This window comes from Stenotrophomonas sp. SMYL89 (assembly GCF_036319985.1).
Taxonomy (GTDB): Bacteria; Pseudomonadota; Gammaproteobacteria; order Xanthomonadales; family Xanthomonadaceae; genus Stenotrophomonas; species Stenotrophomonas maltophilia_Q.
Genome location: NZ_JAWIRW010000002.1, coordinates 85,101 through 97,297 on the forward strand (window position 1 = coordinate 85,101; position 12,197 = coordinate 97,297).

Below are 12,197 nucleotides of genomic sequence, written 5' to 3' on the forward strand. Positions count from 1 at the left end.
GCCTCTGGAACGCCCAGGTGGCGGAATTGGTAGACGCACTAGTTTCAGGTACTAGCGGGTAAAACCGTGGAGGTTCGAGTCCTCTCCTGGGCACCAACGAAAAAACTCCTCGCTTCGGCGAGGATTTTTTTTGCCCGCGATTTGGCGTCGAGGGTCGGATCGCTTTCCGCGAGGCAAAGGGCTCTGACCCCGACACCAGCCCTTGGGGTCAGAGCCCCTTTCGCACGCGAAACGGGTTCCGACCCCGGCCCTGCAAAAAGTATTGACACCCCCGTCACAGCACCCCATAATTTCGCTCCTCGACGCCCAGGTGGCGGAATTGGTAGACGCACTAGTTTCAGGTACTAGCGGGTAAAACCGTGGAGGTTCGAGTCCTCTCCTGGGCACCACGTCGAGAATGAGAAAAACCCGCGAAAGCGGGTTTTTTCATGCCCGGAATCCGGCATCAGAACAGCGGCCGCAACACCAGTTCAAGCCCAAGCAGCAGCAGGAACCCGAGGAAACAGGCGCGGAACACCCGTGCGCTGATGCGCTGCCGGATCACTTGGCCCAGCCACATGCCCAGCAGCGCCGGCACCACCGCCAGTGCGCTCAGGCCCAGCTGCTGGATGCCGAATGCACCGTGCATCACCAGTCCGGTGGTCAGCGAAATCGTCGACACGGTGAACGCCAGCCCCAGCGCCTGCACCAGTTCCTCGCGCTGCAGCCCCAGCGACTGCAGGTACGGCACCGCCGGCATCACGAACACACCCGTCGCACCGGTGACCACGCCCGACAGCGCACCGACCAGCGGCCCCAACCAACGCTCGCGCCGCTGCGGCACGCGGAACACCGGCGCCAGCAGCGCATAGGCCGCATAGACCACCAGGGCCAGGCCCAGGGCAACGCGCGACCCGGTGCGGTCGACCCGCACCAGCAGCGCTGCCGAAGCCAGGGTCACCACCACCACTGCCAGCATCATCGGCCACAGCCGCCGCACGATGCCGCCCAGCGACGGACCGGACACCAATTGCCACGCGTTGGTGACGAAGGTGGGAATGAACAGCATAGACGCCGCTGCCACCGGCGACAGCGTGCCACCGAGCAGGCCCATCGCCACCGTGGGCAAGCCCATGCCGGTCACGCCCTTGACCACGCCGGCCAGCACGAACACCACCACCAGCAACCCATAGAAGTACATCGCCTCGTTCATGCCGCCATTGGAGCGCCCGCGGCAACGGCGCACAATGCGGCTTTGCGGCCCCACCCTTCGGACCAGCCGAAGGCAGCCGCCCTGCCGAGGTCATTCCCATGCGACTGGACATTGCCGATCTGCGCCTGTTCCTGGCCGTCGCCGACGCGGGCAGCATCACCGCCGGTGCGGCACAGGCCAACCTGGCCCTGGCATCGGCCAGTGAACGCCTGCGCGCCATCGAAGCCGATGCCGGCAGCACGCTGCTGGACCGGCATCCACGCGGGGTAAGCCTGACCGAAGCCGGTGCCGCCCTCGCCCACCATGCGCGCTTGATCATGCAGCAGCAGACGCAGCTGCGCGGCGAGCTGCAGGCATTCGCACAGGGCGCGCGCGGCACCCTGCACCTGTATGCCAATACCGCTGCGCTGACCAACTACCTGCCCTCGCGCCTGGCACGGTGGCTGGCCCAGCGGCCACGGCTGCGGGTGGAACTGCACGAGCGCACCAGCAACGAAGTCGTGCGCGCACTGCGCGCCGGGCAGGCCGAGGCCGGCATCATCAGCGACGCCGTGCCGGCCGAGGGACTGCAGCGCCATGTGGTGGCCGAAGATCCGCTGGTGATGCTGTTGCCGGGCCACCACCGTTTCGCCCAGCGCCGCAGCGTGTCCTTCGCCGATGTGCTGGGTGAAACTTTCGTCGCGCTGGCCGACGGCAATGCCCTGCAGACCTACATCGAAGAACTGGCCGCTGCCGCCGGTCGCGTGCTGGATGTGCGCATCCGCATGAAAACCTTCGAGGGCCTGTGCACGATGGTCGGCCACGGCATCGGCGTGGGCATCATGCCGCGCACGCTGGCCCGGCAACACCGGCGCAGCACCGGCACCGTTGCAGTTCCACTGGAAGATGCCTGGGCACAGCGTCGTCTCTGCGTGTGCATTGCCGACGCGCAGGCACTGTCAGCACCGATGCGCAGCCTGCTGCAGCACCTGGGCGTTCGCACTGAAAAATAAGTGTGAAATTGTGTTGACACATCGGCGTGCTTACCGCACAATTTCTCTCCTGAGTCGCCCAGGTGGCGGAATTGGTAGACGCACTAGTTTCAGGTACTAGCGGGTAAAACCGTGGAGGTTCGAGTCCTCTCCTGGGCACCATGACTCAAGATGATCAAACCCGCGAAAGCGGGTTTTTTCGTTTCTGCAGTCCCCGTCGACCTGGATTGACAGCGCGCCCATCCTGAGCGCCTGCAACTGATTCAAGTCCGCCCATCCGGTACCGATATGGAAGGCAGGACCGTGAACATCTGGGCTTATGGACAAGGCAAAGAAAGACCCGATCACACTGGATGTTGCCTCGCTCTTCAACGAGATGAAGGAATTTGATGGCGCTTATGTGAAAGCGCGCAAGGCACACTCCCCTCCGATCCTCAGCGATACGGTACTGGTCGCCCTCGGAATCGCGCTCGCCGTCCTGCTGACCGTGATCGCAATGGCCGCCATCATCAAGCAATTTGCGTATGAAGGCGACCAAACCTTCTGGAATCCCATGGGTCTGGGATTCATGATTTTCCTTGTGGTCCTCGCGCTGCTCTGGGCAGTCTGGTTCGCACTGGATGCCGTTCACTCGGCATTGACGATGTATCGCACACGACTGACAGGTATCGATCAAGCACTCCGCCGCGACGATTGGGTCGCTGTCGCACTTCAGGAGCGGATCTACAGTGCGCAGAAGCAAGCAGCGAATGGCAAGGCTTCCTCGCCCATGGAGCCCGCCGGGACATGCGCGCGTTTGCAGCAATTGATCCGCCACCTGCAGTCGGAATGCCGAGTCCGCTTGGCACGTGCCAATACTGGAGGTCTACTGGGCGCAATGGCGGGCTTGATCATCACCGGGTCGGATACGGCGCAGAAGCTCATGCAGATCAAAGTGCCGATCGAGGTCCCCTCCTACACTGTGGCACTGGCCATCGGAATCATGCTTGGCGCAATCCTCCAAACCTACTTCGCCGCCAGACTCTCACGACTGGCGGAACTGCTGGAACGGGTCGTACTGGGCCTTCAGTCGCATTCATCGGCCAGCGCGGGCCAAAGCCGATAGCCCGTAGCATGCATTTCAGGTGTGACGGCCGCCACGACACCCCTCAAACAAAAACCCCGCCTTGCGGCGGGGTTCTTGCATTTCAACGGCAATGATCGATCAATGGCCGCCGGCAGACGCCGCACCCGCACCCGCGCCGAACGGTGGTTTGGCCAGCCACAGGAACGTGATGATCGCCAGGAAGATCCAGCCCAGCAGGAAGAAGATGTCGTTGAAGCCCATCTGCGAAGCCTGGTGGTTGATCATGTTGTTCAGCACCGCTGCACCGTTCTGCAGGTTGCCCTGCCCCATCGCGGTCACCTGGTCCTGCATGCCCGGCTGATAGGCCGAGATGTGCTCGGTCAGATCCGCATGGTGCACCTGGGTACGACGCGCCCACAGCCACGTGGTCAGCGATGCTGCGAAGCTGCCGCCCAGCGTACGCAGGAAGGTGGCCAGGCCGGAACCCGCCGCGATCTCGCGGCCATCCAGGTCCGACAGCAGGATCTGCAGCACCGGCATGAAGAACAGCGCCACGCCGATGCCCATGATCAGCTGCACGCCGGCCACGTGCATGTAGTCCACCTGCAGGTTGAAGTTCGAGCGCAGGAAGCTGGTCATCGACAGCACGATGAAGGCGATCGTGGCCAGCATGCGCATGTCGAAGCGCGATGCGTACTTGCCCACGAACGGGGTCATGATCACTGGCAGGATACCGATCGGCGCGGTCGCCAGGCCCGCCCAGATCGCGGTGTAGCCCATGTCACGCTGCAGCCACTGCGGGATCAGCAGCGCCACGCTGAAGAACGCCGCATAGGCCACCACCATCGCCAGCGTGCCTGCGCGGAAGTTTCGATGCCGGAACAGCTTGAGGTCGACGATCGGATCCTTGTCGGTCAGCTCCCAGATCAGGAAGACCGTCAGCGTCACCACTGCCACGCAGGCCAGCACCACGATCTTCATCGACGAGAACCAGTCCTCGTCATTGCCCAGATCGAGCACCAGCTGCAGCGCGCCGACACCGATCACCAGGGTGACCAGGCCGACATAGTCCATCTTCGGCTTCTCGATCTGCTCCGGGCGCCCCTTCAACTGGCTGCCCACCACCAGCGCGGCAAAGATGCCCAGCGGCACGTTGATCAGGAAGATCCACTCCCAACTGTAGTTGTCGGTGATCCAGCCACCGAGGATCGGGCCGCAGATCGGCGCCACCACCGTGATCATCGCCAGCAGCGCCAGCGCCTGCCCGCGCTTCTCGCGTGGATAGATCGAGACCAGCAGCGACTGCGTGATCGGATACATCGGGCCGGCCACGAAGCCCTGCAGCGCGCGTGACAGCACCAGCATGCCCATGCTCTGGGCCAGGCCGCACAGCAGCGAGGTGATGACGAAGGCCAGCGTGGCCCAGACGAACAGCTTGCGTTCGCCGAAGCGGCGGCTGAGCCAGCCGGTCAGCGGCAGCGCGATGGCCGTGCTGACCGCGAACGAGGTGATGACCCACGTCGCCTGCTGCGAACTGGCGCCGAGATTACCGGCGATGGTCGGCAGCGAGACGTTGGCGATGGTGGTGTCGAGCACCTGCATGAACGACGCCATCGCCAGGCCCACGGTGCACAGGGCGACGCTGGGCGGCAGGAATCCGGAGGCCGCTCCCGGCGCCGCCGGTGCGCCCGGAGCGCCGGGCGCGGCTGGAGCTTGTGCGGACATGGCGACCTCAGCCCGCCTTCGCCTGCTGCTGCGGCAGGTTGCCCTGGATGATCGTGTGGATCACCTCGTCGGCATCATGCAGCTGCTTGGCATACACGTCGGTGTCGAACACCGTGCCCTTGGCCGGGGTGCTCGGCAGCACTTCACCCTTCTGGTCGCGCAGGCTCACTTCAGCCTTCATCGACAGGCCGATGCGCAGCGGGTGTTCGGCCAGCTGCTTGGCATCGATGGCGATGCGCACCGGCACGCGCTGCACGATCTTGATCCAGTTGCCGCTGGCGTTCTGCGCCGGCAGCAGCGAGAACGCCGAACCGGTGCCCAGGCCCAGGCTCTGGATGCGGCCCTTGTACTTCACGTCACCGGCATACAGGTCCGACTTCAGCTCCACTTCCTGGCCCAGGCGCATGTGGCGCAGCTGGGTTTCCTTGAAGTTGGCCTCGACCCACATCTGCTCGGTCGGCACTACCGCCATCAGCGCGTTGCCCGGCTGCACGCGCTGGCCGACCTGCACCGAACGACGGGCGACGTAGCCGGTGACCGGCGCGACGATGCCGGCGCGGGCGTTGTTGAGGAAGGCCTGGCGCAGCTGCGCGGCTGCCGCCTGCACGTCCGGCTGGGTGGCGATCACGGTGTCGTCGACCAACGCGCGGTTGCGTTCGACGGTCTCGCGCGACCCGGCAACGGCCGCTTCGGCCGCAGCCAGCTCATCGCGGGCGTGGGCCAGTTCTTCGTTGGAGATGGCGCCGGTGGCGGCCAGGTCCTTGCGGCGGGCGAAGTCATCACGCACGCGCTTCAGGGTCACCTGGCGCGCGTTCAAGTCCGCCTGCGCGCCTTCCACGCTGCGGTACAGGCCACGGGTCTGGCGCACGGTCTTGGCCAGGTTGGCTTCGGCCTGCTGCAGCGCCACCGAGGTGTCGGACGGGTCCAGCTGCACCAGCAGCTGGCCGCGCTCCACGCGCATGCCGTCATCGGCGTTGATGGCGACCACGGTACCGGCCACCAGCGGGGTGATCTGCACTTGGTTGCCCTGCACGTAGGCATCGTCGGTCTCTTCGAACCAACGACCGAACATGAAGTACCACAGCGCCAGCGCGGCAAGCAGCAGCACGACGATCACGAACAGGCCGCGCAGCAGGTTGCCACGGCGGTTGGAGGCGGCCGGGGCCGCGGTGTCTTGGGTCTGGCTCATGGCAGGGGTCTTCAGGAATGCGAGGAATCGGAATGGGAGGCGATCGGTGCGCGGTCGGCGTCGGCGGGCTGGAAACCACCACCCAGTGCCTTGCTCAGGCGCACCGAGGACTGCACCTGCTGCGACTGCAGGCCGGCCAGCTGCTGCTGCGACTGCAACAGCGTGGACTGCGCGGTCAGCACGTCCAGGTAGCTGCCGATGCCGGCGCGGTAGCGCTGCTGGGCCAGGTCGAAGGCCGAGCGCGCGGTGTCCACCGCCTGCTGCTGCGAGTGCGCCTGCTGCGCCAGCGAGCGCACCGCATTGACCTGGTCGGCCACGTCGCGCAGCGCGTCGAGCACGGCCTGGTTGTAGTTGGCCACCGCCAGGTCGTACTGCGCATCGGTGTTGGCCAGGTTGGCACGCAGCTTGCCGCCTTCGAAGATCGGCAGGCTCAGCGCCGGGCCGATGTAGGCGAAGGTGGAGCTGCTCTTCAGCAGGTCACCCACGTTCGGGGCGACCACGCCAGCCAGCGCGGTCAGGTTGAAACTCGGGTAGAACTTGGTCCTGGCCACCTTGATCTGCTTGTCGGCTGCTTCAACGCGCCAGCGTGCGGCAACAATGTCGGGGCGACGGCCCAGCAGTTCGCTGGGCAGCACGCCCGGCAGCTGCAGCGCCAGCGGGTTCAGCGGCTGCGGGCGCTGGATCGACAGGCCACGGTCCGGGCCCTTGCCGACCAGCGCGGCCAGTGCGGTGCGGGCCGCGTCGATGCGCTGCTGCGCGGCCTGCACCTGCTGCTGCGCGGCCGGTACGCGAGCCTCGGCCTGGCGCACCTGCAGGTCGCTGTCGATGCCGGCACTGCGGCGCTGGCGGGTCAGCTCCAGCGACTTCTGCGAACGGGTCAGCTCTTCCTCGGCCACGTCATTGAGCTGCCACGCATAGGCCAGGTCGGCATAGGCCTGGGTGATGCCGGTGGACAGGTTCAGGCGGGCGGCCTGGGCTTCGACGGTGGCGGCGTGGGCACCATCCACGGCGGCTTCCCAGGCAGCGCGCTTGCCGCCCCACAGGTCCACGCCGTAGCTGAAGTCGAAGGCGACCTGGCTGCTGCCGCCGTAGCGGCCACCCATTTCGCTGCCGACCATCGACTCAGGCAGGCGCAGGCCGGTGTAGCCGCCGGACACCGACAGGCTGGGCAGCTGGTCAGCGCGCGCGGTACCGACCTGGGCCTGGGCCTGGCGCAGGCGCGCGTCGGCGGCGTCCAGGCTCGGATGACCGGCCAGGCCCTCGGCAACCAGCGCGTCCAGCTGCGCATCGCCCAGCGCCTTCCACCAGTCCTGCGCCGGGAAGCCGGTGGCGCTCAGGTCGGTGTCGGCCAGGGTGCGTTCGCTGTGCAGGCTGTCCACGTCTAGCACGTGGCCCTGCGGGGTGAGGCCACGGCTGCTGGCGCAGGCGGCCAGGGCCAGGGCCAGCGCTGACACCAGCAGCGCGCGCCCGGACCGGCGGAGAGTGGGATGCGGGATCGGGTTCATGGGGTCGTCAGTGAATCGCGGATTCGGGTAAGGAGGGACAGCAGCAGCGTGCGCTCGTCGGTGGAAAGATCGCGCAAGGCGTAATCCATCACCGCGTCGCCGCGCAGCTTCAGCCGCGCCCACAACGCGCGGCCTTCATCGGTCAGCACGATCTGCAGCGCGCGGCGGTCCTGCGCATGCGGTTCGCGGCGGACGCAGCCCAGCGCCTCCAGCTTGTCCAGCAGGCGGGTGACCGCGCTGGGCACCTGGTCGATGGCCTGGGCCAGCTCGTTGGCGGTGCACGGGGCCATGTGCGAAAGCACCTTCAGCCCGATGTAGTGGGTGAAGCCGATACCCAGATCTTCTTCGGCCATGGACGCGTCGAGTTGCCGGACCAGGCCGTCGCGCACCTGGCGCAGCAGCAGGCCGAAGCTGGGGGGAGTGGTTGCAGGACAGATCATGGGGGAGCATTCTCTTCCAAAAAAAATATTTCTCAATGGAAATATTTGATCTGGCATCGAATGCTGTGTTGCAGCAGTGGGCTGGATCAGTGACGGCGCACACCTTAATGGCCCGCTCAGCTGGCCCGGTAGTACAATTAAGCCAATGGATGACACATTTCAGCCAGCGGATATGATGAACAAGGCAGAAATCCCCCCTCCGAAACGCCTGCTGCGTGACGACGCACTGGACTGGTTCGAGCGCAACGACGGCCCGCCGGTGGTCGCCTTCCGCTTCGACAGCCCCCTCGGCCTGGTCCGGGAAGTGGACTGGCACCACCACCAGCGCGCCCAGCTGATCTGCGTCGAACGCGGCCTGCTGACCACCCGCACCTCGCACGGGACGTGGTCGCTGGCGCCGGGCTCGGCCGGCTGGATGCCGCCGCTGGAGCCGCATACGGTGACCCTGGACGGTCCGCTGCGTGGCTGGGGCATGGCGCTGGCCGCACCGGCCTGCGCCACCCTGCCCGCCGATCCCTGCGTGCTGGGCCTGTCCAAGCTGGCGCAGGCGCTGGCCGACCGCATCTGCGAATGGCCGCTGGGCTACGACACCACGCCCGAGCGCCAGCACATCATCGACGTGCTGCTGGACGAGATCCGCACTGCGCCGCGCCAGCGCATGCACCTGCCGATGCCGCATGACCGGCGCCTGCTGAAGATCGCCTCGCAGCTGCTGGCCGACCCGTCCGACGAGCGCAGCCTGGCCGAATGGGCGCACTGGGCCGGCCTGTCGCCGCGCAGCCTCACCCGCCACTTCCGCGACGAGACCACGCTCAGCTTCGCCCAGTGGCGGCAGCAGGCCCGGCTCTCCGAAGCCCTGCGCCAGTTGACCGATGGCCGCAGCGTGGCCGACATCGCCCACGCACTGGGCTTCAGCAGCGCCAGCGCCTTCGTCACCGTGTTCCGCCGCCACTTCGGGCTGCCGCCCGGGCGCTACCTGGCGCGGGCCGGGCATGGCCTGGAAACCGGGCTGGACCCTGCGCGCGGCTTGGCATCCCCCGCCGCATCCGGATAATCACAGGATTGCGAGCGGCGACCGCCGTCGCCGCCTCCCGACAACAGGTAACAACGCCGCATGACCGAACTTGCCCGCCCCGTGTTCCACGGATTCGAACAACTGCCGCTGCGCGAGTACGCCGAACGCGCCTACCTCGATTACTCGATGTACGTGGTCCTGGACCGCGCCCTGCCGTTCATCGGCGACGGCCTGAAGCCAGTGCAGCGCCGCATCATCTATTCGATGAGCGAGCTGGGCCTGAATGCCGCGTCCAAGCCGAAGAAGTCCGCGCGCACCGTCGGTGACGTCATCGGTAAGTACCACCCGCACGGCGACAGCGCGTGCTACGAGGCGCTGGTGCTGATGGCGCAGCCGTTCTCGTACCGCTACCCGCTGATCGAGGGCCAGGGCAACTTCGGCTCCAGCGACGACCCGAAGTCGTTCGCGGCGATGCGTTACACCGAATCCAAGCTGACCCCGATCGCCGAAGTGCTGCTGGGCGAGCTGGGCCAGGGCACCACCGACTGGGCGCCGAACTTCGACGGCACCCTGCAGGAACCGACCTGGATGCCGGCGCGGCTGCCGCACCTGCTGCTGAACGGCACCACCGGCATCGCCGTCGGCATGGCCACCGACGTACCGCCGCACAATCTCAACGAGATTGTCAGCGCGCTGCTGCACCTGCTGGACAACCCCGATGCGACCGTGCGCGACCTGTGCGAGCACGTGCAGGGCCCGGACTACCCGTCCAGCGCCGAGATCATCACCGCGGCCAACGATCTGCGGAACATGTACGAGACCGGCAACGGCAGCGTGCGTGCGCGTGCGACCTTCACCAAGGAAGCCAACAACATCGTGGTGACGGCGCTGCCGTTCCAGGTGTCGCCGTCGAAGGTGATCGAGCAGATTGCCGCGCAGATGCGCGCCAAGAAGCTGCCGTGGCTGGAAGACATCCGCGATGAATCCGACCACGCCAACCCGGTGCGCGTGGTGCTGGTGCCGCGTTCCAACCGCGTCGACGCCGAGCAGCTGATGGGCCACCTGTTCGCCACCACGGACATGGAGCGCAGCTACCGCGTCAACCTCAACGTGATCGGGCTGGACGGCCGTCCGCAGGTGAAGAACCTGAAGATGCTGCTCAGCGAATGGCTGACCTTCCGCAGCAACACCGTCACCCGCCGCCTGCAGCACCGCCTGCAGAAGGTCGAGCGCCGCCTGCACCTGCTGGAAGGCCTGCTGATCGCCTTCCTCAACCTGGACGAGGTGATCCACATCATCCGTACCGAGGACGAACCGAAGGCGGCGCTGATCGCGCGCTTCGGCCTGTCCGAGGAACAGGCCGAGTACATCCTGGAAACCAAGCTGAAGCAGCTGGCCCGCCTGGAGGAGATGAAGATCCGCGGCGAGCAGGACGAGCTGGCCAAGGAGCGCGAGAAGATCCTCGGCATCCTCGACAGCAAGGCCAAGCTGAAGAAGCTGATCCGCGACGAACTGACCGCCGACGCCAAGAAGTTCGGCGACGCACGCCGTTCGCCGCTGGTGCAGCGCCAGGCCGCGCAGGCCATCGATGAGACCGAGCTGGTGCCGAGCGAGCCGATGACCGTGGTGCTGTCGGAGAAGGGCTGGATCCGTGCCGCCAAGGGCCACGACGTCGATGCATCGGCCCTGTCCTACCGCGAAGGCGACGGACTGCAGGGCGCGGTGCGCGCGCGCAGCACCCAGCAGGTCGCGTTCCTCGACAGCGAGGGCCGCGCCTACTCGACGCCGGTGCACACCCTGCCCTCCGCGCGTGGCAATGGCGAACCGCTGACCGGCCGCTTCTCGCCGGCGCCGGGCACCAGCTTCGTGACCCTGGCCAGTGCCGAGCCGGAGGCCCGCTTCGTGCTGGCCTCCAGTCATGGCTATGGCTTCGTCACCCGCTTCGAGAACCTGATCGGTCGCAACAAGGCCGGCAAGGCGATGCTGAATCTGTCGTCCGGCTCGTCGGTGCTCACTCCGTCGGTGCTCGCCAACGTGGCCACCGACCGCATCGTGGCGGTGACCAGCTCGGGCAACCTGCTGGCGATCGCCGCCAACGACCTGCCGGAACTGGACAAGGGCAAGGGCAACAAGATCATCGAGATCCCGAAGGCCAAGCTCGCCACCGAACGCGTGGTCGCCATCGTGGCGATCAGCCCGGGGCAGACCCTGCAGGTGCGCAGTGGCCAGCGCACGATGGGGCTGAAGTTCAACGAGCTCGACGCCTACCTCGGCGCCCGCGCCACCCGTGGCCACCTGCTGCCGCGCGGCTGGCAGAAGGTGGAAGGGTTGTCGGTGGAATAAGGGCTGGGGCCCTGCCCTGGTGGGTGTCAACCTTGGTTGACACGCCTTGCCGGGGATCAGACACGAAAAAGCCGGGGCAATCCCCGGCTTTTTCGTTGTCGGCTGGCGGGCGGTGGAGCAGCTGGCGGGCGAAGGCTGGCTGGCGGTGCGCCGGTGCTGGCGGGCGACAGAACGTTGTAGAGTCGAGCCATGCTCGACTCGGATCCAACAGCAGCCGAGCATGGCCCGGCTCTACAGAGAGCGGTGCCGGCTCAGTGCGCCGGGGCGCCGCTGCCGTCGATCTTGCTCAGCTGGTACAGCTCCAGGCCGATGCGCTTGATCAGGCCGAGCTGCTGTTCCAGCCACCAGGCGTGGTCTTCTTCGGTGTCCTTCAGCTGCGCCAGCAGGATGTCGCGGCTCACGTAGTCGCCGTTCTCCTCGCACAGCTTCATGCCGGCGGCGAGATTGTTCCGAACGGCGTATTCAGTGTCGAGATCCTTCTGCAGCATCTCTTCCACAGTCTTGCCCGGCTCGGTGGCATGCGGGCGCATGTCCGGGTCGCCGCCCAGGAACAGGATCCGGCGCAGCAGCGCATCGGCGTGCTGGGTTTCCTCTTCCATCTCGTGGTTCAGGCGTTCGTACAGCGCGAACAGGCCCTGATCCTCGTAGCGGCGGGAATGGATGAAGTACTGGTCGCGGGCAGCGAGCTCGCCGCGCAGCAGTTCCTTCAGACAGGCGATGACGTCCGGGTTGCCTTTCATGGGGGGGCTCC

Annotated in this window: 9 protein-coding genes, 3 tRNA genes and 1 pseudogene; 7 read left to right on the forward strand and 6 right to left on the reverse strand. The window is 66.5% G+C overall.

The genetic code is table 11. The features are described from left to right. Positions 1-11: 11 nt before the first annotated feature. Positions 12-96, forward strand: a tRNA-Leu gene (locus tag V3B41_RS03125). 208 nt (positions 97-304) lie between these two features. Further along, positions 305-389, forward strand: a tRNA-Leu gene (locus V3B41_RS03130). Positions 390-445: 56 nt separating this feature from the next. On the opposite strand, the gene V3B41_RS03135 is transcribed toward V3B41_RS03130, so the two are convergent. After that, a complete protein-coding gene (locus V3B41_RS03135; protein ID WP_197633199.1) occupies positions 446-1,192 on the reverse strand; it encodes a TSUP family transporter in 747 nt (248 codons plus the stop codon). Between the two features lie 98 nt (positions 1,193-1,290). Between V3B41_RS03135 and V3B41_RS03140 the strand changes: the two genes are divergently transcribed. The 3 genes from V3B41_RS03140 (at position 1,291) to V3B41_RS03150 (ending at position 3,268) form a co-directional block, all read left to right on the forward strand. Beyond that, positions 1,291-2,184 carry a LysR family transcriptional regulator gene (locus tag V3B41_RS03140; protein WP_329860040.1) on the forward strand — a complete coding sequence of 298 codons (894 nt, stop codon included), beginning with the start codon at positions 1,291-1,293 and terminating at the stop codon, positions 2,182-2,184. A 56-nt stretch (positions 2,185-2,240) separates the two neighbouring features. After that, a tRNA-Leu gene (locus tag V3B41_RS03145) sits at positions 2,241-2,325 on the forward strand. A 157-nt stretch (positions 2,326-2,482) separates the two neighbouring features. Then, the gene (locus tag V3B41_RS03150; protein ID WP_329860042.1) at positions 2,483-3,268 is read left to right on the forward strand and encodes a hypothetical protein; all 786 of its coding nucleotides are present in this window, start codon (positions 2,483-2,485) and stop codon (positions 3,266-3,268) included. A 99-nt stretch (positions 3,269-3,367) separates the two neighbouring features. On the opposite strand, the gene emrB is transcribed toward V3B41_RS03150, so the two are convergent. The 4 genes and pseudogenes from emrB to emrR all read right to left on the reverse strand — a co-directional run bounded on the left by emrB (position 3,368) and on the right by emrR (position 8,088). Beyond that, the gene (gene emrB / locus V3B41_RS03155; RefSeq protein ID WP_329860044.1) at positions 3,368-4,954 is read right to left on the reverse strand and encodes a multidrug efflux MFS transporter permease subunit EmrB; all 1,587 of its coding nucleotides are present in this window, start codon (positions 4,952-4,954) and stop codon (positions 3,368-3,370) included. Between the two features lie 7 nt (positions 4,955-4,961). Further along, a pseudogene (locus V3B41_RS03160) lies at positions 4,962-6,173 on the reverse strand (biotin/lipoyl-binding protein); the annotation flags it as partial. Further along, positions 6,155-7,648, reverse strand: coding sequence for a multidrug efflux transporter outer membrane subunit EmrC (emrC, locus tag V3B41_RS03165; protein WP_197633202.1), 1,494 nt, complete (start codon positions 7,646-7,648; stop codon positions 6,155-6,157). The pseudogene V3B41_RS03160 and the gene emrC, both read right to left, overlap by 19 nt. Next, the gene (emrR, locus tag V3B41_RS03170; protein ID WP_049429561.1) at positions 7,645-8,088 is read right to left on the reverse strand and encodes a multidrug efflux system transcriptional regulator EmrR; all 444 of its coding nucleotides are present in this window, start codon (positions 8,086-8,088) and stop codon (positions 7,645-7,647) included. The genes emrC and emrR overlap by 4 nt, the downstream gene beginning before the upstream one ends. A gap of 172 nt (positions 8,089-8,260) precedes the next feature. On the opposite strand from emrR, the gene V3B41_RS03175 reads away from it, so the two are divergent. Together V3B41_RS03175 and parC are read left to right on the forward strand one after the other, a co-directional pair. Next, positions 8,261-9,142, forward strand: a complete 882-nt coding sequence (locus tag V3B41_RS03175; RefSeq protein ID WP_180849161.1) for a helix-turn-helix transcriptional regulator — start codon at positions 8,261-8,263, stop codon at positions 9,140-9,142. A 60-nt stretch (positions 9,143-9,202) separates the two neighbouring features. Then, a complete protein-coding gene (parC, locus tag V3B41_RS03180; protein ID WP_049429559.1) occupies positions 9,203-11,446 on the forward strand; it encodes a DNA topoisomerase IV subunit A in 2,244 nt (747 codons plus the stop codon). A 251-nt stretch (positions 11,447-11,697) separates the two neighbouring features. Here parC and bfr read toward each other — a convergent pair whose 3' ends face one another. Beyond that, entirely contained in the window at positions 11,698-12,186 is a 489-nt protein-coding gene (bfr, locus tag V3B41_RS03185) for a bacterioferritin (protein WP_049429558.1), read from the reverse strand. Between the last annotated feature and the right edge of the window lie 11 nt (positions 12,187-12,197).

What these genes read in the sequence shown, in the direction of transcription:
- V3B41_RS03135 (WP_197633199.1), bottom strand. Translation starts at nt 1,192, where the DNA reads ATGAACGAGGCGATGTACTTCTATGGGTTGCTGGTGGTGGTGTTCGTG.
- V3B41_RS03140 (WP_329860040.1), top strand. Translation starts at nt 1,291, where the DNA reads ATGCGACTGGACATTGCCGATCTGCGCCTGTTCCTGGCCGTCGCCGAC.
- V3B41_RS03150 (WP_329860042.1), top strand. Translation starts at nt 2,483, where the DNA reads ATGGACAAGGCAAAGAAAGACCCGATCACACTGGATGTTGCCTCGCTC.
- emrB (WP_329860044.1), bottom strand. Translation starts at nt 4,954, where the DNA reads ATGTCCGCACAAGCTCCAGCCGCGCCCGGCGCTCCGGGCGCACCGGCG.
- emrC (WP_197633202.1), bottom strand. Translation starts at nt 7,648, where the DNA reads ATGAACCCGATCCCGCATCCCACTCTCCGCCGGTCCGGGCGCGCGCTG.
- emrR (WP_049429561.1), bottom strand. Translation starts at nt 8,088, where the DNA reads ATGATCTGTCCTGCAACCACTCCCCCCAGCTTCGGCCTGCTGCTGCGC.
- V3B41_RS03175 (WP_180849161.1), top strand. Translation starts at nt 8,261, where the DNA reads ATGATGAACAAGGCAGAAATCCCCCCTCCGAAACGCCTGCTGCGTGAC.
- parC (WP_049429559.1), top strand. Translation starts at nt 9,203, where the DNA reads ATGACCGAACTTGCCCGCCCCGTGTTCCACGGATTCGAACAACTGCCG.
- bfr (WP_049429558.1), bottom strand. Translation starts at nt 12,186, where the DNA reads ATGAAAGGCAACCCGGACGTCATCGCCTGTCTGAAGGAACTGCTGCGC.